The organism is Streptomyces sp. R302, assembly GCF_012927245.1.
Lineage (GTDB): Bacteria > Actinomycetota > Actinomycetes > Streptomycetales > Streptomycetaceae > Streptomyces.
In genome coordinates this window covers 1,111,455-1,129,027 of record NZ_JABBGE010000001.1, presented here as the reverse complement: position 1 = coordinate 1,129,027, position 17,573 = coordinate 1,111,455, and the positions used below count along the sequence as shown (strand labels likewise).

The following is a 17,573-nucleotide window of genomic DNA, read 5'->3' as shown; positions in this document are numbered from 1 at the left end:
CGGGCGCGGCCCGGTTTTGTGTCGGTCTTGCAACACACCGGGCCGCCACGGGTCACGCCAGTCCCGCCTCCTTCATCTGCCGCAGTTCCTTCTTGAGCTCGGCGACCTCGTCCCGGAGCCTGGCGGCCACCTCGAACTGCAGCTCCGCGGCGGCGGCGCGCATCCGCTCGGTCATCTCCTCGATGACTCCGGCCAGTTCGGCGGCGGGGCGGTCGCCGAGCTCCAGCGTCGAGCCGGCCTTGGCGCCCGCCCTGCCGGCCTTGCCCGCCTTCGGGGCGTGCGCGGCGAGCGAGGGCACCGGGGACTTGGCGCCCTTGCCGTCCTTGCCCTGGCGGTAGCCGGTGCCGAGCAGCTGCTCGGTGTCGACCTCCTCGCGGGCGATGGTGGCGACGATGTCGTTGATCTTCTTGCGGAGCGGCTGGGGGTCGATCCCGTGCTCCTTGTTGTAGGCGACCTGCTTCTCTCGGCGCCGGTTGGTCTCGTCGATGGCCTGGGCCATGGCGGGGGTGATGGTGTCGGCGTACATGTGGACCTGGCCGGAGACGTTGCGTGCGGCGCGGCCGATGGTCTGGATGAGGGAGGTCCCGGAGCGCAGGAAGCCCTGCTTGTCGGCGTCGAGGATGGCGACGAGGGAGACCTCGGGGAGGTCGAGGCCCTCGCGGAGCAGGTTGATGCCGACGAGGACGTCGTACTCGCCGGAGCGCAGTTCGCGCAGCAGCTCGATGCGGCGCAGGGTGTCGACGTCGCTGTGGAGGTAGCGGACCTGGATACCGAGCTCCAGGAAGTAGTCGGTGAGGTCCTCGGCCATCTTCTTGGTGAGGGTGGTGACGAGGACGCGCTCGTCCCGCTCGGTGCGCAGCCGGATCTCGTGGACCAGGTCGTCGATCTGGCCCTCGGTGGGCTTGACGACGACCTCGGGGTCGACGAGGCCGGTGGGGCGGATGATCTGCTCGACGAAGCCGTCGGAGCGGGACAGCTCGTAGGTGCCGGGGGTGGCGGAGAGGTAGACGGTCTGGCCGATCCGCTCCTGGAACTCCTCCCACTTCAGCGGGCGGTTGTCGAGGGCGGAGGGGAGCCGGAAGCCGTGGTCGACGAGGGTCCGCTTGCGGGAGGCGTCGCCCTCGTACATGGCGCCGATCTGCGGCACGGTGACGTGCGACTCGTCGATGACGAGGAGGAAGTCCTCGGGGAAGTAGTCGAGGAGGGTGTTGGGCGGGGAGCCGGGCTCGCGGCCGTCGAAGTGCATCGAGTAGTTCTCGATGCCGGAGCAGGAGCCGATCTGGCGCATCATCTCGATGTCGTAGGTGGTGCGCATGCGGAGGCGCTGGGCCTCCAGCATCTTGCCCTGCTTCTCCAGCTCCTTGAGGCGGCCGTCGAGCTCGCCCTCGATGTCGTTGACGGCCCGCTCCATGCGCTCGGGGCCGGCGACGTAGTGGCTGGCGGGGAAGACGTACAGCTGCTGGTCGTCGCTGATGATCTCGCCGGTCAGCGGGTGGAGGGTGGAGAGCGCCTCGATCTCGTCGCCGAACATCTCGATGCGGACGGCGAGCTCCTCGTACACGGGGAAGATCTCGATGGTGTCGCCGCGGACCCGGAAGGTACCGCGGGTGAAGGCGAGGTCGTTGCGCGTGTACTGGATGTCGACGAAGCGGCGGAGGAGCTGGTCGCGGTCGATCTCGTCGCCGACCTTGAGGGGGACCATGCGGTCCACGTACTCCTGCGGGGTGCCGAGGCCGTAGATGCAGGAGACGGAGGCGACCACGACGACGTCCCGGCGGGTGAGCAGGGAGTTGGTGGCGGAGTGGCGCAGCCGCTCGACCTCCTCGTTGATCGAGGAGTCCTTCTCGATGTAGGTGTCCGACTGGGGGACGTACGCCTCGGGCTGGTAGTAGTCGTAGTACGAGACGAAGTACTCGACCGCGTTGTTGGGCAGGAGCTCGCGGAACTCGTTCGCCAGCTGGGCGGCCAGGGTCTTGTTCGGCGCCATCACCAGGGTGGGGCGCTGGAGCTTCTCGATCATCCAGGCCGTGGTGGCCGACTTGCCGGTGCCGGTGGCGCCGAGGAGGACGACGTCCTTCTCGCCGGCGCGGATGCGCTTGTCCAGCTCGGCGATGGCCGCCGGCTGGTCACCGCTCGGCTGGTAGGGGGAGACGACCTCGAAGGGCGCCACCGAACGTTCGATCTTGGAAACGGGCCGCATGCCACCACCGTACGACCCGCCACCGACAGTCGGGCGACGATCGGCGCCTCACCAGTCCTGGGAGCGGTGGCCGCCGCGCGGGACGGACCGCCGGAAGCCGCGTCCGCCGGGACGGGCGGTCCAGTTCGCGGGCTCGCCGTAGCCGGGCACGTGCCGGGGGGCGGGGACGCCGGGGCGGTACGGGGCGCGGGCCGGGGACCGCTGCCAGTCGGGGTCGCCCATGACGAGCAGCGGGTCGAACATGACGACGACGGCGGCGAGGATGAGGAAGACCGCCGGGCCGATCAGCATGGGCAGCAGCATCGACCCCGTGGTGGGGCCGGTGGCCGCGGCGGACGGGGTGTGCAGGTGGACGCTGACCGCCGCCATGGCGGTGTAGTGCATGCCGCTGACGGCGACGCCCATGACGAGGCTGGCCCCGAGGCTGGCGAGGAAGCCGTGGACGGAGACCGCCGCCCAGAGGGCGGTGGTGGCGGCGACGACGGCGATGACGACGGAGAGGGCGACGGTCAGGGTGTCGTACTCGATCCGGCCGGGCAGCCGCATCCCGGCCATGCCGAGGTAGTGCATGGTGGCGACGCCGAGGCCGGTGATGGTGCCGCCGGTGACGAGGGTGAGGGCGGTGGCGCCCCGGTAGCCGACGATGAAGATGCCGATGCCGACCATGACGATGGCGACGGCGAGGCTGGCGAAGGTGATCGGCCGGTCGTAGTCGATCGGCGCCTGCTCGACCGTGAAGCCCATCATGGCGATGAAGTGCATCGTCCAGATGCCGGTGCCGATGGAGGTGGAGCCGAGGGCCAGCCAGCCGGCCTTGAAGGAGTCCCGGTGACGCAGCGAGCGGGTCGTGCATCTCAGCCCCAGGGCGCCGCCGAGGCAGGCCATGAGGAAGGCCGCCAGCGGCGTGACGATCCCGTAGCTGAATCCGTCGACCGTGCCCTGCATGAGCGTGTGCCCCTCCCACCCCTGGCGCATGGACGTCCGAAAACAGTCGGTACCGCTGGGTAGTACTACCGGGGCGAGACTATGGCCCGCCGGGGGTTCCGCGGGCACGTGACCGGCGATTTTCTGGTCGTGAGACCGGAGCGAGACCGGTCCGTGACCTCGGGAGGGGATCCCGCCGCCGGATCGCCGCCGAACGGCCGTTCTGGCCGACAGGCGTCGGCGGGGCGTGGCCGGAAAGGGACGCAGGGACGGAACTGTCGGTGCCGGGTCGTACGGTGAGGGCATGGACATCGAGGACGGACCGCGCGGCCCGCGCGCCGAGTGGGCGGTGGTGGAGAGCGGCATCGGCCCGCTCTTCCTGGCGGCCACCGGGCGGGGGCTCGTGCGGGTCGAGTTCCACGCGGGCGGGGACCGCGGCGCGCGGATGCCGGAGCGGCTGGCCGAGCAGCTGGGCGGCCCGGCCGTCGAGTGCGCCACGGGGCTGCTCGGGGAGCCGGCGCGGCAGCTGGAGCGGTACTTCGCGGGGGCGCTGCGCGCGTTCGACCTGCCGCTGGACTGGTCGCTGACGACCGGTTTCAACCGTCAGGTGCTGCGCGAGCTGGCCACCGGCGTCCCGTACGGGACGGTGGTCGGGTACGGCGAGCTGGCGCGGCGCGTCGGCCAGCCGGCGGCGGCGCAGGCGGTGGGCGCGGCGATGGGCGCCAATCCGCTGCCGGTGGTGGTGCCGTGCCACCGCGTGGTGGAGAGCGACGGCGGACTCGGCGGCTTCGGCGGCGGCCTGGAGACGAAGCGAAGACTGCTCGCCCTGGAGGGCGTGCTGCCGGAACCGCTGTTCTGAGCGGCTCCGGGCCCCGGCCCGCGCCCGCCGCCGGGGGCGCGCGGCCCCTCCGGGGGTTCCGTTCCCCGCCGTTCCCCTCGGGTGCGGGGGCTGACACACTCCGGTCGTGACCGAAACGCCCGACGCCCCTGACATCCTCGTGCCCGGAGAGACCGCCGCGCCGCTCTCCCCCGTCGCTCTGCCGGCGCTGCGCCGGCGGGTCCAGGCCGTACTCGTCGCCACCCAGATCCTCGGCGGCCTCGGGATCGCCACCGGAGTCGCGCTCGCCGCCGTCCTCGCCACCGAGGTGAGCGGTACGGACGCGCTGGCCGGGCTCGCCTCGACGGCGACGGTCGCCGGGCCCGCGCTGCTCGCGATGCCGCTGGCGGCGCTGATGGCGCGGCGGGGCCGGCGGGCCGGTCTGGTGCTCGCCTATCTGCTGGGGGCGCTCGGCGCCGGTGTCGCGGTGCTCGGCGCGGTCCTCGGCAGCTTCCCGCTGCTCCTCGTGGGTCTGGTGGGCTTCGGCGCGGGCTCCTCGGCCAATCTGACGGCCCGGTTCGCGGCCGCCGACCTGGCGGCGCCGGACCGGCGGGCGCGGGCCATCTCGACGGTGGTCTGGGCGACGACGATCGGTGCCGTCCTCGGCCCGAACATCGCGGCGCCGGCCGGGCGGAGCGTCGCGGGCCTCGGCATACCCGTGGCCGCGGGCCCGTTCCTGTGGGCCGCGGTGGTCTTCGTGGTCTCGGCGCTGGTGGTGGCAGTGCTGCTGCGGCCCGATCCGCTGCTGACGGCGCGGGCGCTGGCCGCCTCGGACGGCGGCGGTGCGGAGGACCGGCCCGAGGCCCGGTCCCTGCGGGCCGGGCTGCGGGCGGTCCGCGAGTCGCCGCAGGCCCGGATCGCCCTGGTCACGGTGGTCGCCTCGCAGACGGTGATGGTGTCGATCATGTCGATGACGCCGGTGGCGCTCACCCACCACGGGGCCGGCATCGAGCTGATCGGGCTCGTCATCAGCGTGCACATCGCGGGCATGTACGCGTTCTCGCCCGTCATGGGCTGGCTGTCGGACCGGCTCGGCCGGCTCGCGGTGATCGGTCTCGCGGTCGGGCTGCTGGGGGTCGCCGCGCTGCTCGCCGGCACCGCGGGAGCGAGCCACACCCGGGTCGCGGCGGGTCTGTTCGTGCTGGGGCTCGGCTGGTCGGCCGGTCTGGTGTCGGGCTCGGCGCTGCTGACGGACTCGGTGCCGCAGGCGGCACGGGCGGCCGTCCAGGGCCTGTCGGACACGGCGATGAACACGGCGGCGGGCGTCGGCGGCCTGCTGGCCGGGGTGATCGTCTCCGAGGCGGGCTACGGCCCGCTGAACGCGATCGCCGCCTGCCTGCTGCTGCCGATGGCGGCCCTGGCCCTGCGGGGCGTGCTCCGCAGGGCGTGACCGGCGCCCGGGTCAGGGCAGGGTGATGTGGTACGCCTTGCGCAGCGTCTCGTGGACGGTCCAGGTGGTCCGGTCGCCCTCGCGGAGCACGCAGGCGTCGCCGGGCCCGATCTCCATCGTGGCGCCGCCCTCGACGGCGACGGTGGCCCGGCCGCTGACGACGACGAAGAGCTCGTTCGCCTCGGTGTCGGTGACGACGCCGGGGGTGATCTGCCAGATGCCGCGCAGCTGCTTGCCGTCGGCGGACTCCCACAGCACCTTGCCGGACACCTCGGGGGTGCCGGACACGATCTGGGCGGGGTCGAGCGGGTCGGCTTCCAGCTCGGCGTCGGGGATGTGGACGGCGAAGGAGGGGAGGTCGTGAGTCGTCATGGCCGGTGACTGTAGCCGGATCCCGCGGTGGCGGGTGCGACCGGGAGGGCGGAAGGAATCCCTCCGTCCACCGCTCTGACCAGGCACGTTACCGATCCGGCCCGAGGGCGACGGATTCCGCACCGGGGCCTTGCCCGCCGCCCGCGCGGGTCGCGCCCCGCCCGCGTGCCCCGGGCCGGACGCCCGGAAACCGAATCCGTACCCCACTCGCACCCTCGTACGAAAGGGGGGTGGCGGGAGATCGCCAGAGGTGTTTGGGGGGCGGGCGAGCGCGCCAGAAATGGACCATGACCACGACCACACTGGTGTCCGAAGAGGTCCGGGACGCGCTCCGCGAGGGCCGGCCCGTCGTCGCCCTGGAATCGACGATCATCGCCCACGGCCTGCCGCGCCCGCGGAATCTGGCCGTGGCCGTGGAGCTGGAGGAGTCGGTACGGGCCGAGGGCGCCGTGCCGGCCACCATCGCCGTGCTCGACGGCGTGGCGCGGATCGGCCTCGACCGGGCCGGGCTGACCCGGATCGCGGAGGACCCGTCGGTCCGCAAGCTCGGCCACCGGGACCTGGCCCCGGCACTCGCCACCGGCGCCACCGGCGCGACCACGGTCTCCGCGACGGCCCGGCTCGCCGACGCGGCGGGCATACGGGTCTTCGCCACCGGCGGCCTCGGCGGGGTGCATCGCGAGTGGCACGAGACCCAGGACGAGTCCGCCGACCTGCGGCTGCTCGCCGAGGTGGGCCTCACGGTGGTGTGCGCGGGCGTGAAGTCGATCCTCGACGTCCCGGCCACGCTCCAGCGCCTGGAGACGCTGGGCGTCACGGTCGCCGGGTACGGCACCGAGACCTTCCCGGGCTTCTACCTCTCCTCCTCCGGGGAGCCGGTCGACTGGACGCTGCGCACCCCGGAGGAGGTCGCCGCGGTCATACGGGCCCGGGAGGCGCTCGGCCGGCCCTGGTCCGCGCTGGTCGTCGCCCATCCGGTGCCCGAGGCGGAGCAGCTGGACCCGGCACTGCACGACCGGGTGCTGGCGCGGGGCCTCTCCGAGCTGAAGGAGAAGGGCATCACCGGGCAGGCCGTCACCCCCTTCCTCCTGGAGTACCTGACCACGCACACGGACGGCGCGTCCCTGGAGGCCAACCTGGCGGCGGTGCGGGGCAACGTCCGGCTCGCGGCCCGGATCGCGGGGGCGTACGCCGCGGGCGAGCGGTGACAGCGGCCGACGGGGCGGCTCCGGGCGGGGCGCTGCTGGTCGTCGGGGACGTCGTCACGGACGTGGTGGCCCGGCACCGGGGACCGCTCGCTCCCGCGACGGACACGGCGGCCTCGATCCGCACCCTGCCGGGCGGCGCGGGGGCCAACGCAGCCTGCTGGGCGGCCCGTTCGGGACAGCAGGACGTGCGGCTGCTCGCCCGGGTCGGCGCGGAGTCGGCCGCCTGGCACGGGCGCGAGCTGGCCGGGGCGGGCGTCCGCCCGCTCCTCGTGCCGGATCCGGAGGTGCCGACGGCCACCGTGATCGCCCTGGTGGACCCGGCGGCCGAGCGGACCTTCCTGACGGACAGCGGCGCCGTGCTCCGCCTCTGCCCCGGCGACTGGTCCGCCGGGCTCCTCGACGGCGTGGCCGCCCTGCACCTCTCCGGCTATCTGTTCTTCGCCCCGTCGAGCCGGGCGGCGGCCATGCTCGCCCTGCGGGACGCCCGGGCGGCCGGGATACCGGTGAGCGTGGACCCGGCGTCGGCCGGCTTCCTGGCGGAGCTGGGCCCGGAGCGGTTCCTCGCGGCCGTGGAGGGCGCCGCCGCGCTGCTGCCCAACGCCGACGAGGCCCGGCTGCTCACCGGAGCCCCGGACGCGGAGGCGGCGGCCCGGGACCTGAGCCGGCGCGTCCCGCTGGCGGTCGTGACCCTGGGCGCGGGCGGCGCGCTGATCGCCGAGGGCGGCGCGGTCACCGCCCGGGTCACGGCCCCGGTCGTGCCGCCGGAGCTGCGGCTGGACTCGACGGGCGCGGGCGACGCGTTCACGGGCGCGTTCCTCGCGGCGCGGCTCGCGGGCGCGGACCCGGCGGAGGCGGCGCGGGCGGGGTGCGCGGCGGGCGCCGAGGCGGTGACCGTGGTGGGCGGCAGACCCCCGTCGGGCGGCCCGTCGTCAGTCTGAGCCGAGGTCCCCGAGCCCGGTCCAGGCCGGGTGCCGCGGATCGTCGGCGCGGACGACGACGTCGGCGGTCCCGGCCGGGTCGACCTCCGTCTCGTACCGGGCGAAGGCGGGCAGCGCCCAGGGCTCCCCGGTACGCCGCGCGAGGGCGCCGGGCGTCAGCCGCAGATGGACGGTCAGATCGAAGGGGAACCAGTGCCCGAGGAGGAACGGCCCGTGCAGCAGCAGGACACCGCCGGGCGGCAGCGTCACATACGGGCTCCGGGTCGCCCGGTCCTTCACCGGATCCCACAGATCGGGCAGCACCCGCCCGTCGCCGCCCGGCTCCAGCGGCGTGAACACCTCGCGCCACAGGGCCCCGGTGTCGGTCCAGCCGTCGTAGTACGCGTCGGGGTCCTGCCGGCCGTGCTCGAACCGCAGCGACGCGGGCCGCAGAAAGCCCTGGGTGCCGACGACGTGCACGGGGCGTCCGCGATCCCGCAGCTGCTCCGCGAGCAGCCCGGCCAGCTCCTCGCCCCCGGCGGCCGGGGCCCCGTCGACGGCGACCTTCAGCCGGTCGCCGTCGTCACCGGGCGCGAGCCGGTCCACGTGCCGCGCCAGCCGCCCGGCCATCCGGCCCCAGGTGATCGCCTCGTATCGCATCCCACCCATTCTGCCCCGCACGCTCCCCGGACTTGACCTTGCCACTGGCGTCACGGTTCCACCATCGACCGCGTGAACACCACAGACACCACAGACACCACCGTCTCCCCCGTCTCCCCCGTCTCCCCCAGGGTCGTCCTCGTCACCGGCGCGGGCACCGGCATCGGCCGGGCCACCGCCCGCGCCTTCGCCCGGCAGGGCGCCACCGTCGTCGCCGTGGGCCGCAGGCCCGAGCCCCTGCGGGAGACCGCTGCCGGAGCCCCCGACGCGATCCACCCGCTCCCCGCCGACATCACGGCCGAGGGCGCGCCCGTGGGACTCGTCCGCCGCGTGCTCGCCGACCACGGCCGCCTCGACGTCCTGGTCAACAACGCGGGCATCGCCGCCGGCGGCCCCCTGGGCACCCTCGACCGGGCCGTGATCGCCCCTCTCCTGGAAACGAATCTGCTCGCACCCGTCCTGCTCACCCAGGCCGCCGTCCCCGCGCTGCGCTCCTCCGGCGGCGTGGTCGTGAACGTGACGACGACGATCGGCCAGCGCGGCTGGCCGGACAACTCGGTCTACCCGGCGACCAAGAGCGCCCTGGAGACCCTCACCCGCTGCTGGGCCGTCGAACTCGCGCCCGCCGGCGTCCGGGTGGTGGCGGTCGCCCCCGGCGCGATCGAGACCCCGATCGCCGACCACATGGGCCTCACCCCGGAACAGCGCGAGGCCGTCCGGGCCTGGCAGCTCGCCCACACCCCGCTCGGGCGGATCGGCCGACCCGAGGAGGTCGCCTGGGCGATCACCGCCCTCGCCGACCCCGGGGCCGCCTTCCTCACCGGCACCGTGCTCCCGGTCGACGGGGGCGCGCTGGTCGCGTGATACGACTGGGCGGGTGCGCATCGGTGAACTGGCCCGGAGGACAGGCGTGTCGGCGCGTTCCCTGCGCCACTACGAACAGGCGGGCCTGATCGCCTCGGACCGCGCGGCCAACGGCTACCGCGTGTACGAGGAGGGCGCGGTGGTCCGCGTCGCCAACATCCGGTACCTCCTCGACGCCGGGCTCACCCTCGACGACGTGGCGGCCTTCCGCTCCTGCCTCGACGGGGACCTGCCGTCGGTGCGCCCCTCCGCCCGCGGCCTGGAGATCGCCCGCGAGCGGCTCGCCGTGCTCGACGCCCGCATCGCCGCGCAGACGGCCGCCAGGGACCGGCTGGCCACCGCCCTCGCCGCCCGCCACGACGGTGACGCGCCCCCTCCCGGAATGCCATGATCTGACGGTCCGAAGGATCTTGGGGCCGTCGGGAGCGGCGACACGGGGGAGGACCACGGCATGGATGTGGCGCTGATAGCGGTGGCGGGCACGCTTCTCGGCGTGATCGCCACCCACTGGTTCCAGGGGCGGACGACCCTGCGCACGGCCGCCCTCGCCCGGAACGAACAGCTCCGCCAGGAGCGGATCGCCACCTACAGCGCCTTCGCGGGCGCCGTCGTCGAGTACCGGCACAGCCAGAACGACCGCTGGTTCCGGGCCGCCGAGGAGCCCGGCTCGGAGGAGGCCGAGGAGTCACGGCACGCCTCCTACCGGCAGCGCACCGCCGCCCGGCAGGCCCTCTTCCGCGTCCAGCTGGTCTGCGACGACGCGGAGCTGCGGCGGCTCGCCGAGGCCGCCTTCGACGAGACCCACTGCATGCACGAGGCGGTCGGCACGGCCGATCGGGCCCACCGCTCCGACCAGGCCAAGGACGCCCTCGCCCGGTTCGTCGCCGCCGCCGCGCCCGGACTCCGCTGAGGACGGCGGCCATGGACCTCGTCGCCCCCGTCGTCGTCGAGCCGCTGCGCCGCCGCCGCTGCTCGGAGTGCCGGCAGGGTCCGCTGGAGCGGATGATCGTCGAGTACAACCGTCCGGTCTGCCTGGACTGCGCCGACCTCGGCCACCTCGTCTTCCTGCGCCGGGGCGACACCGCGCTCACCCGGCGCGCCCGCGAACAGAGCGCCCTGTGGGCGGTGGTGGTACGTCACAACCGGCGCCGCACCCGCTACGAGCGCCAGGGGCTGCTCGTCGAGGAGGCGGCCCTGGCCCGGGCGGAGGCGGCCTGCCTGGCCGACGCCGAGGCCCGGGCGCGGCGCCGGGCCCGGGACGCGGAGCGGCGCGCCGTGCGGGACGCCGGGGTCACCGAGGCGCTGCGGGTGGAGATCCTGCGGCTCTTCCCCGCGATGCCGCCGGAGCGGGCGGCCGAGATCGCCGTCCACGCCTCCGCGAAGGGCAGCGGCCGGGTGGGCAGGACGGCCGCGGGGCGGGCCCTCGACCGGGGCGCCGTGACGGCCGCGGTCCGCGCCTCGGTGCGGCACGTGGACACGCCGTACGACGCGCTGCTGATGTCCGGTGTCCCCCGCCGGCAGGCCCGTGCCCGGGTCTCCTCCGCCATCGAGGCGGTGCTCCGCTCCTGGCGGGCGCCGGGTCCGGACACACGGACGCGCCCGGCGTGACGGGCACGACGGGCGCGGAGGGCGCGCCGGGCCGGGCCGACCGCCGACGGCTCGGGCGTCAGCGGGGCCGGCCCCGGCGTGGCAGGTCCGGGTCAGACCTGGTCGCCCGCGCGGCGGGCGCGGCGGTACATCAGCGCGCCGCCGAGGAGGAGCGCGGCGCTGCCCGCGGCGGCGTAGCCGACGGAGTCGCTGCCGGTGGCGGCGAGCACGACCCGCTCGGTCCCGCCCTGCGGGGCCGGGGCGGGCGCCGGGACGGCGGGCTTCTCCTGCTCGGCGACCGGCTTCGGCGGCAGGGTGCGCACCGGGGTCTGCGGGCGCGGGGTCGGGATCTCGACCTGCGGCTCCTCGGGGGTGCTCGGGGCGTTGACCCCGGTGTTGCCGACGGCCGGGTTGCCGACGCCGACGACGTTGACCGAGTTGCCGACGACGTTGACCGGCAGGTCGATCGGGAGCTGGAGGCCGTTCCCGGACAGCACGCCCGGGGAGCCCTCGGTGTGGCTCTCGGCGGTGGCTCCGCCGCCGTTGACGGCCCCGCCGTCGGAGGAACCGCCGCCGCCGTCGGTCTGCTCGCCGCCGCGCGGGGTCACGGCCTCGTCCTTGTGGGTGTGGCCGGGGCCGTCGTCCCGCTGCTCCCCGGCCGGGGCCGAGGTGTTGGCGCAGGCGTTCCCCATGGCCGGGTTGAGCAGCCCGACGACGTTGACCGTGTTCCCGCAGAGGTTGACCGGTACGTGGACCGGCAGCTGGATCGTGTTGCCGGAGCCGACTCCCGGGGAGCCGACCGCGGTGCCCTCGGCACCTGAGTCCGCGTGGGCGGCGCCCGCCGACAGCGCGAGCGCACCACCTGTGACCAACAGTGTGGCCAGACCACTTCGGCGCATCTGCCTCATGGCTTCCTGCCTTCCGGAGTTGCACGGGCGAGTGCCCGTACCGGAATAAACGCGACGAACGCGTCTGCCGGATCCGGCCGTCGGCGGGATTCACTCCTTCGAGGGAGGCTCCGTTCGAGTGGTGACGCCCCGGACGGGCCCACGGTCCGCTAGCGGCCGAGGAGTTCGGTGAGGGCTCCGACCGGGTCGGCGTCGGGCGTGCCGCGCGGCCACCAGTCCTCCCGGCCGTGGTCCGATTCGTACGGGTACCACAGGCCGTCCTTGCCCAGCCGGAGTTGGAGCGAGGCGGTGGAGAGGTGGTTGCGCCAGGGGCGGAAGGACGGGAAGTCGGCGGCGAGGAGGGCGGGTCTGGCGCGGTCGAAGGGACCGGCCGGCGGGTCCCAGGGCTCTTCCAGCGCCGCGAGGCCCGCCGCGCCGCCCTGCCGCCAGGCGGCGACGGCGCGGGCGAGGTCGGTGGGGGTGCGGTCGAGCGCGTCGGCCAGGTCGCGGTAGAGCGCCCGGGTCGAGGCGGTGAGTCCGGAGCCGGGGTGGGCGGCGGCGAGCCGGACGGCGTCCTGCCAGGGGGTGAGGTCGGCGACCGGGTCGTGGCCGGTGACGAGGAAGGTGTGGGCGCGGACGGCGGCCTCGCCCGCGAGCAGGTCGAGCGCGAGGGGGTCCGGGGCGTGCGGGTCCGGCGGGAAGACGGCGGGCCGTCCGGGCCGGTCGGGGAGCGGCAGCGGCGGGGGCAGCGGCAGCACGGGCGCGGCGGCGAGCACCTCGCGGGCGGGCACGGCGGGGAGGACGGGCGCGGCGGTGGTGGTCTCGGCGGCGGAGCGGGCGTTGCGCCGCGAGAGTTCGGCGAGGAGTTCGCCTTCGCCCCGGCCGCGCATCAGGAAGAGGACGAAGGGGTCCTCGTCGAGGAGGCGGGCGGCCTGGTAGCAGAGGGCGGCGGCGTGCTTGCAGGGGAAGCCGTCGTCGGGGCAGGAGCAGTCGGGCAGCAGGTCGCCGGGGGCGGGCAGCAGCCCTTCGACGGCCTCCAGGGCGTGCGGGACCTCCTTGTCGAGGAGGGCGGCCATGTGCTCCGGGCGGGCGGCGGCCTGGTCGAGGAACAGCTCCCAGCCGTCGTCGCCGAGCGTCCGCATCCGGATCTCGGTGCGGTAGGGGCGGATCCGGCTGCCGTGCACATAGGCGACGACCCGGCCGGGGGTGACGGTGATGGCGTCGACGTGGCCGCGCTCCGCGTAGGCCCTGCCCCGGCCGAGGCGGGCCTGGTCGAGGGCGGTGCGCTCCAGGGCGGCCACCCAGGCGTTGCCCCACCAGGTGGCGGCGAAGCGCCCGTCGGCGGTCTCGCGGGGCGGGACGGCCGGGAAGGTCCGGCGGCGGTCGTCGTGGCGGGGGCCGGCTCCGCGCGGCGCGGGGCGGGCGGCCCGGGCTCCGGGGCGGTTCACGCGGACCTCCTCAGGGAGACCAGGTCGGCCAGTTCGCGGTCGGTGAGTTCGGTGAAGGCGGCCTCGCCGGAGCCCAGGACGGCCTCGGCCAGGGCCTTCTTGGCGCGGAGCAGTTCGGCGATGCGGTCCTCGACGGTGCCTTCGGTGACGAGCCGGTGGACCTGCACGGGCTGGGTCTGGCCGATGCGGTAGGCGCGGTCGGTGGCCTGGTCCTCGACCGCCGGGTTCCACCAGCGGTCGTAGTGGACGACGTGGCCGGCGCGGGTGAGGTTGAGGCCGGTGCCGGCGGCCTTGAGGGAGAGCAGGAAGACGGGGACCTCGCCGGCCTGGAAGCGGTCGACCATCCGCTCCCGCTCCGCCACCGGCGTGCCCCCGTGCAGGAGTTGGCTGCCGATCCCGCGCGCGGTGAGGTGGTCGGCGAGGAGCCGGGCCATCGTCACGTACTGGGTGAAGACGAGCACGGAGCCGTCCTCGGCGAGGATGGTGTCGAGGAGTTCGTCGAGGAGGGCGAGCTTGCCGGAGCGGCCGGCGAGGCGGGCGGTGCCGCCGCCGCGCGGGGCGTCCTCCTTGAGGTACTGGGCGGGGTGGTTGCAGATCTGCTTGAGCGAGGTCAGCAGTTTCATCACCAGTCCGCGCCGGGCCATCCCCTCGGCGGCCTCGATCAGGCCCAGGGTCTCGCGGACCACCGCCTCGTACAGCGAGGCCTGTTCGCGGGTGAGCGGCACCGGGTGGTCGGACTCGGTCTTGGGCGGCAGTTCGGGGACGATGCCGGGGTCGGACTTGCGGCGGCGCAGCAGGAAGGGGCGGACGAGCCGGGCGAGCCGCTCCACCGCCTCCTCGTTCTCCAGCTCCTCGTGGTTCTCGGCGGCGCGGGCGTGCCGGGAGCGGAAGGCCTTGAGCGGGCCGAGGAGTCCGGGGGTGGTCCAGTCGAGGAGGGCCCACAGTTCGGAGAGGTTGTTCTCCACGGGGGTGCCGGTGAGGGCGACCCGGGCGGGGGCGGGGATCGTGCGCAGCGCCTTGGCGGTCGCGGAGAACGGGTTCTTCACGTGCTGGGCCTCGTCGGCGACGACCATCCCCCAGGATTGCTCGGCGAGCCGGGCGGCGCGGGTGCGCAGGGTGCCGTAGGTGGTGAGGACGATCCCGCCGTCGAGGTCGCCGAGCTCGCGCGCGGTGCCGTGGAAGCGGCGGACGGGCACGCCGGGGGCGAACTTGGCGGCTTCCCGCTGCCAGTTGCCGAGGAGGGAGGCGGGGCAGACGACGAGGGTGGGTTCGCGGCGGGCCCGGCGCAGGTGGAGGGCGAGGACGGTGACGGTCTTGCCGAGGCCCATGTCGTCGGCGAGGCAGCCGCCGAGGCCGAGCGAGGTCATGAGGTCGAGCCAGGCGAGGCCGCGGAGCTGGTAGTCCCGCAGGGTGGCGGTGAGTCCGGGCGGTGGCGCGGCCGGCTCGGGGCCGGCGAGGAGCCGGTCGCGGAGGACGGCGAGCGCGCCGACGGGCACGGCGGGGACGGTCTCGCCGTCGACCTCGGCGCTGCCGGTGAGGGCGGCGGCGAGGGCGTCGACCGGTTCGAGCAGGCCCAGTTCGCGCTTGCGGGCCTTGCGGACGAGGTCGGGGTCGACGACGACCCAGCGGTCGCGGAGCCGGACGACGGGGCGGTGGGCCTCGGCGAGGACGTCCATCTCGCCCTGGGTCAGCGGGTCGCCGTCGAGGGCGAGCTGCCAGTCGAAGCGGAGCAGTTCGGTGGAGTCGAAGAAGCTGGTGCCGTCGGTGGCGGAGCCGGGCGCGGAGCGGGCGGGGCGGACGACGGCGGAGGCGCTGAGGGAGCGGGCCAGGTCGCGCGGCCAGTGCAGGGCGACCCCGGCGTCGGCGAGCCGGGCCGCGGCCGGGCCGAGCAGCTCGTACAGCTCGGCCTCGCCGATGGCGAGGACGTCGGGCGCGTCCCGCTCCAGGAGTCGGCCGAGCGGGGTCCAGATCCGGGCGGCGCGGCGCAGCGCGAGGAGGGCGTCGATCCGGGCGCGGGGGCCGAAGTGCTCGCCCTCCCCCGCCCAGAGGGCGGCGGCGTCGATGACGAGGGTCGGGTCGGCGAGGCTGTGCACCTGGAGGATGGCGGCGGCGGCCTGCCGCTCGGGGCCGCCCTCGGCCTCGTCGGCGCTGTCGAACAGCTCGGCGGCGGAGAGGTCGAGCCGGAGCGAGATCCGCACCCCGGCGTCCATGCCGGCGGCGGCCTCGGCGGCCCAGGCGCGGGCCCCGGGCAGGTGCTGCGGCGCGGCGGCGGCGAAGGGCGCGCCGACCGCGTGCACGGCGGCGGGGGTACGGGGCAGGGTGTCGGCGACCGCGTCGAGGAAGGCCCGCACCAGGGCCTCCGGATCGGGCAGGGCGAGCGGGCCGGAGCCCGCGACGGGCACCGCGTGCGCCTCGTACGGCATGGCGGCGGCGACGGCCCGCAGATGGGCGATGTCCTCGGCGTCGAGCGGACCGGCCCGCCAGGCGTCCAGGTCGTCGGCGGTGAGGCCGGGCAGCAGTCGGCCGCGGCCGACGAGGTGCAGGGCGTGCAGGGCGGCCGCGCCCCAGCAGGCGGTGGCGGGGTGCGCGGCGGGGCGGTGCCGGGCGGCGACGAGCAGGGGCAGGGCGGTGGCCACCGGCAGGGTGACGGCGGGGACCTCGCGGCGGCGGATGCCGGTGCCGTGCCGGCGGGCCACGGTGATCCGGGTGGACTCCGCGCCGGCGAGGCCGTCGGGCGCGGGCAGGGGCGCCCCGTCGGGCGCCCAGAGGGCGATCCGGCCCTGGCGGGGCAGCGCCGCGGGCAGGAAGACGGCGGCACGGGTGGTCCAGCGCTCGGTCAATGTGCCGCCCTCCTTCCCCCGGGGTCCACCGGCCGGCGCGGAGTTTCCGCGCCGGTACCCCCGACCTTACGGGCGGGGTCCGACAACGGGCGCCGGCGTGTGTCCCCCGACCGGCCCAACCCCGGATGACAGCCGCCTCCGACGGCGGGAGGGTGGCCTCGACCAGGGCTTTTCGCCTCCGGGGCTGCCGCCCACCGCCTCGCTCGCCCGATCGAAGGGGATCCGCCATGTCCGTTCGCCGGCGTCTCACGACCGCCACCGGGGCCGTGCTGCTCACGCTCACGGTCGCGGGCTGCTCGGGCCTCGGCCGCACCGCCGTCGGCCCCGTCACGTACGAGACGCGCGGGGAGAAGGTGGTGCGGGTGATGAGCCCGCCGGTGCAGGGCTGCCACCGGCTGCCGCTCGGGGCGACCCGGGTCGAGAACGGCACCCTGGTGGACCTGATCCTCTACCGGACCCCGCACTGCCGGGGCGAGGAGCCGATCTACCTGCCGACCAACAGCGCCGACTCCATCGTGCCGGGCACCCTGCCCTGGCGCAGCTACTCGATCGTGCACTGAGCCCGGCCCCTGACGCCGTTCCGTTCGCCCCTGGGCGGGTAGATGCTGGAAGTGCCCACAGGGATCCGACGGAAGAGGGCGCCGTCATGCGTACCGGTAGCGAGCCGGTCACCGCGCGCAGCGCGCTGCGGCTGCGGTTCTGGCTGAGTGCCTGGGGAATGGTGTGGGCGGTCTTCGGCACGGTCGTCTTCGTGCTGGTGGGCCGCCCCGGCTGGGCGGTGGCCTGCGGGGTGCTGCTCCTGGTGGTCGCGGCCGACATGACGATGGTCCTGCGCCACCTGCGGCAGGGCCCGCACTGGCAGCCGGGCCGTGACATCCCGCCGTACGAACCGGACCACGGCGACGGCCGGCCCCGCGCCCCGGCCGACGACCGGGCCCCCGACAAGGGGTGGTGGCCCCGGAGCCCGGGCGGTGGCGACCCGGACGGAGGCGGCCGCTGAGGCCCCGGTCGGTCCTCGGTGCCGGGTCAGTCCTCGGTGCCGAAGCCCGCGGCCTGTACGTACTCGGGCCGGGGGTCGAGCGCGGCGGCCAGCCGGAAGTGCCGGGTGGCCCGGGCCTCCTGTCCGGAGCGCTGGAGGGTGCGGGCGAGCGCGAAGTGGGCGAAGGCGTTGTCCGGCTCGCGCTCCAGGACCAGCTCGAACTCCAGCTGCGCGGGCCGCAGCTGGGCGGCGGCGAAGAAGGCCCGCGCCCGCAGCAGCCGGGCCGCCGTGTTCTCCGGGTGCTCGGCGATGACCGAGTCCAGCAGCTTCACGGCACCACGCGGGTCCCGTGCGGCCAGCAACTGCTCGGCGGCACGGAAGTCGATGACGTGCGTCTCCGGATTTCTCTCGGCCATGAAC

The 17,573-nt window shown here is 75.3% G+C and carries 18 protein-coding genes; 10 read left to right on the top strand and 8 right to left on the bottom strand.

The genetic code is table 11. The annotated features are described in order from the left end of the window. Nucleotides 1–52: 52 nt before the first annotated feature. Nucleotides 53–2,200 (bottom strand): excinuclease ABC subunit UvrB, encoded by a 2,148-nt coding sequence (gene uvrB / locus HHL19_RS05165; protein WP_169085884.1) that lies wholly within the window; start codon nt 2,198–2,200, stop codon nt 53–55. A 48-nt stretch (nt 2,201–2,248) separates the two neighbouring features. Then, entirely contained in the window at nt 2,249–3,145 is an 897-nt protein-coding gene (locus tag HHL19_RS05160) for an MHYT domain-containing protein (RefSeq protein ID WP_169085883.1), read from the bottom strand. 283 nt (nt 3,146–3,428) lie between these two features. Between HHL19_RS05160 and HHL19_RS05155 the strand changes: the two genes are divergently transcribed. Both HHL19_RS05155 and HHL19_RS05150 read left to right on the top strand, forming a co-directional pair. Further along, nucleotides 3,429–3,983, top strand: coding sequence for a methylated-DNA--[protein]-cysteine S-methyltransferase (locus HHL19_RS05155; RefSeq protein ID WP_169085882.1), 555 nt, complete (start codon nt 3,429–3,431; stop codon nt 3,981–3,983). Nucleotides 3,984–4,116: 133 nt separating this feature from the next. After that, entirely contained in the window at nt 4,117–5,391 is a 1,275-nt protein-coding gene (locus tag HHL19_RS05150; protein ID WP_169086333.1) for an MFS transporter, read from the top strand. 12 nt (nt 5,392–5,403) lie between these two features. Here HHL19_RS05150 and HHL19_RS05145 read toward each other — a convergent pair whose 3' ends face one another. Further along, complete coding sequence (locus HHL19_RS05145) at nt 5,404–5,763, bottom strand: cupin domain-containing protein (RefSeq protein WP_169085881.1); 360 nt, start codon at nt 5,761–5,763, stop codon at nt 5,404–5,406. Nucleotides 5,764–6,050: 287 nt separating this feature from the next. On the opposite strand from HHL19_RS05145, the gene HHL19_RS05140 reads away from it, so the two are divergent. Both HHL19_RS05140 and HHL19_RS05135 read left to right on the top strand, forming a co-directional pair. Next, nucleotides 6,051–6,971 carry a pseudouridine-5'-phosphate glycosidase gene (locus HHL19_RS05140; protein ID WP_169085880.1) on the top strand — a complete coding sequence of 307 codons (921 nt, stop codon included), beginning with the start codon at nt 6,051–6,053 and terminating at the stop codon, nt 6,969–6,971. After that, nucleotides 6,968–7,909, top strand: a complete 942-nt coding sequence (locus HHL19_RS05135) for a PfkB family carbohydrate kinase (RefSeq protein WP_169085879.1) — start codon at nt 6,968–6,970, stop codon at nt 7,907–7,909. Before HHL19_RS05140 ends, HHL19_RS05135 begins: the two co-directional genes overlap by 4 nt. Here the strand turns inward: HHL19_RS05135 and HHL19_RS05130 are convergent. Continuing rightward, entirely contained in the window at nt 7,901–8,548 is a 648-nt protein-coding gene (locus HHL19_RS05130) for a uridine kinase (protein ID WP_169085878.1), read from the bottom strand. The two genes, HHL19_RS05135 and HHL19_RS05130, sit on opposite strands and share 9 nt — an antisense overlap. Before the next feature lie 72 nt (nt 8,549–8,620). Here HHL19_RS05130 and HHL19_RS05125 point away from each other — a divergent pair, with 72 nt between their 5' ends. From HHL19_RS05125 to HHL19_RS05110, 4 genes are read left to right on the top strand one after another with little or no spacing between them, the layout of a single operon-like run. After that, a complete protein-coding gene (locus tag HHL19_RS05125) occupies nt 8,621–9,412 on the top strand; it encodes an SDR family oxidoreductase (RefSeq protein ID WP_169085877.1) in 792 nt (263 codons plus the stop codon). Nucleotides 9,413–9,425: 13 nt separating this feature from the next. Then, nucleotides 9,426–9,803 (top strand): MerR family transcriptional regulator, encoded by a 378-nt coding sequence (locus HHL19_RS05120; protein ID WP_169085875.1) that lies wholly within the window; start codon nt 9,426–9,428, stop codon nt 9,801–9,803. 60 nt (nt 9,804–9,863) lie between these two features. Next, nucleotides 9,864–10,322 carry a hypothetical protein gene (locus HHL19_RS05115; RefSeq protein WP_169085874.1) on the top strand — a complete coding sequence of 153 codons (459 nt, stop codon included), beginning with the start codon at nt 9,864–9,866 and terminating at the stop codon, nt 10,320–10,322. Between the two features lie 11 nt (nt 10,323–10,333). After that, on the top strand, nt 10,334–11,020 hold the full coding sequence (locus tag HHL19_RS05110; protein WP_169085873.1) for a DUF2293 domain-containing protein: 687 nt from the start codon (nt 10,334–10,336) through the stop codon (nt 11,018–11,020). A gap of 92 nt (nt 11,021–11,112) precedes the next feature. Here HHL19_RS05110 and HHL19_RS05105 read toward each other — a convergent pair whose 3' ends face one another. The 3 genes from HHL19_RS05105 to HHL19_RS05095 form a co-directional block, all read right to left on the bottom strand. Continuing rightward, nucleotides 11,113–11,907, bottom strand: a complete 795-nt coding sequence (locus HHL19_RS05105; protein WP_206324514.1) for a chaplin — start codon at nt 11,905–11,907, stop codon at nt 11,113–11,115. Between the two features lie 149 nt (nt 11,908–12,056). After that, nucleotides 12,057–13,334, bottom strand: coding sequence for an SWIM zinc finger family protein (locus HHL19_RS38030; protein WP_169085872.1), 1,278 nt, complete (start codon nt 13,332–13,334; stop codon nt 12,057–12,059). After that, nucleotides 13,331–16,174: a DEAD/DEAH box helicase gene (locus HHL19_RS05095; RefSeq protein ID WP_169085871.1), complete on the bottom strand. Its 2,844-nt coding sequence runs from the start codon at nt 16,172–16,174 to the stop codon at nt 13,331–13,333. Before HHL19_RS05095 ends, HHL19_RS38030 begins: the two co-directional genes overlap by 4 nt. A gap of 227 nt (nt 16,175–16,401) precedes the next feature. On the opposite strand from HHL19_RS05095, the gene HHL19_RS05090 reads away from it, so the two are divergent. Together HHL19_RS05090 and HHL19_RS05085 are read left to right on the top strand one after the other, a co-directional pair. Further along, on the top strand, nt 16,402–16,734 hold the full coding sequence (locus HHL19_RS05090) for a hypothetical protein (RefSeq protein WP_169085870.1): 333 nt from the start codon (nt 16,402–16,404) through the stop codon (nt 16,732–16,734). Between the two features lie 86 nt (nt 16,735–16,820). Next, nucleotides 16,821–17,174 carry a DUF6343 family protein gene (locus HHL19_RS05085; RefSeq protein WP_240981392.1) on the top strand — a complete coding sequence of 118 codons (354 nt, stop codon included), beginning with the start codon at nt 16,821–16,823 and terminating at the stop codon, nt 17,172–17,174. 26 nt (nt 17,175–17,200) lie between these two features. On the opposite strand, the gene HHL19_RS05080 is transcribed toward HHL19_RS05085, so the two are convergent. Further along, complete coding sequence (locus tag HHL19_RS05080; RefSeq protein ID WP_169085869.1) at nt 17,201–17,569, bottom strand: tetratricopeptide repeat protein; 369 nt, start codon at nt 17,567–17,569, stop codon at nt 17,201–17,203. Between the last annotated feature and the right edge of the window lie 4 nt (nt 17,570–17,573).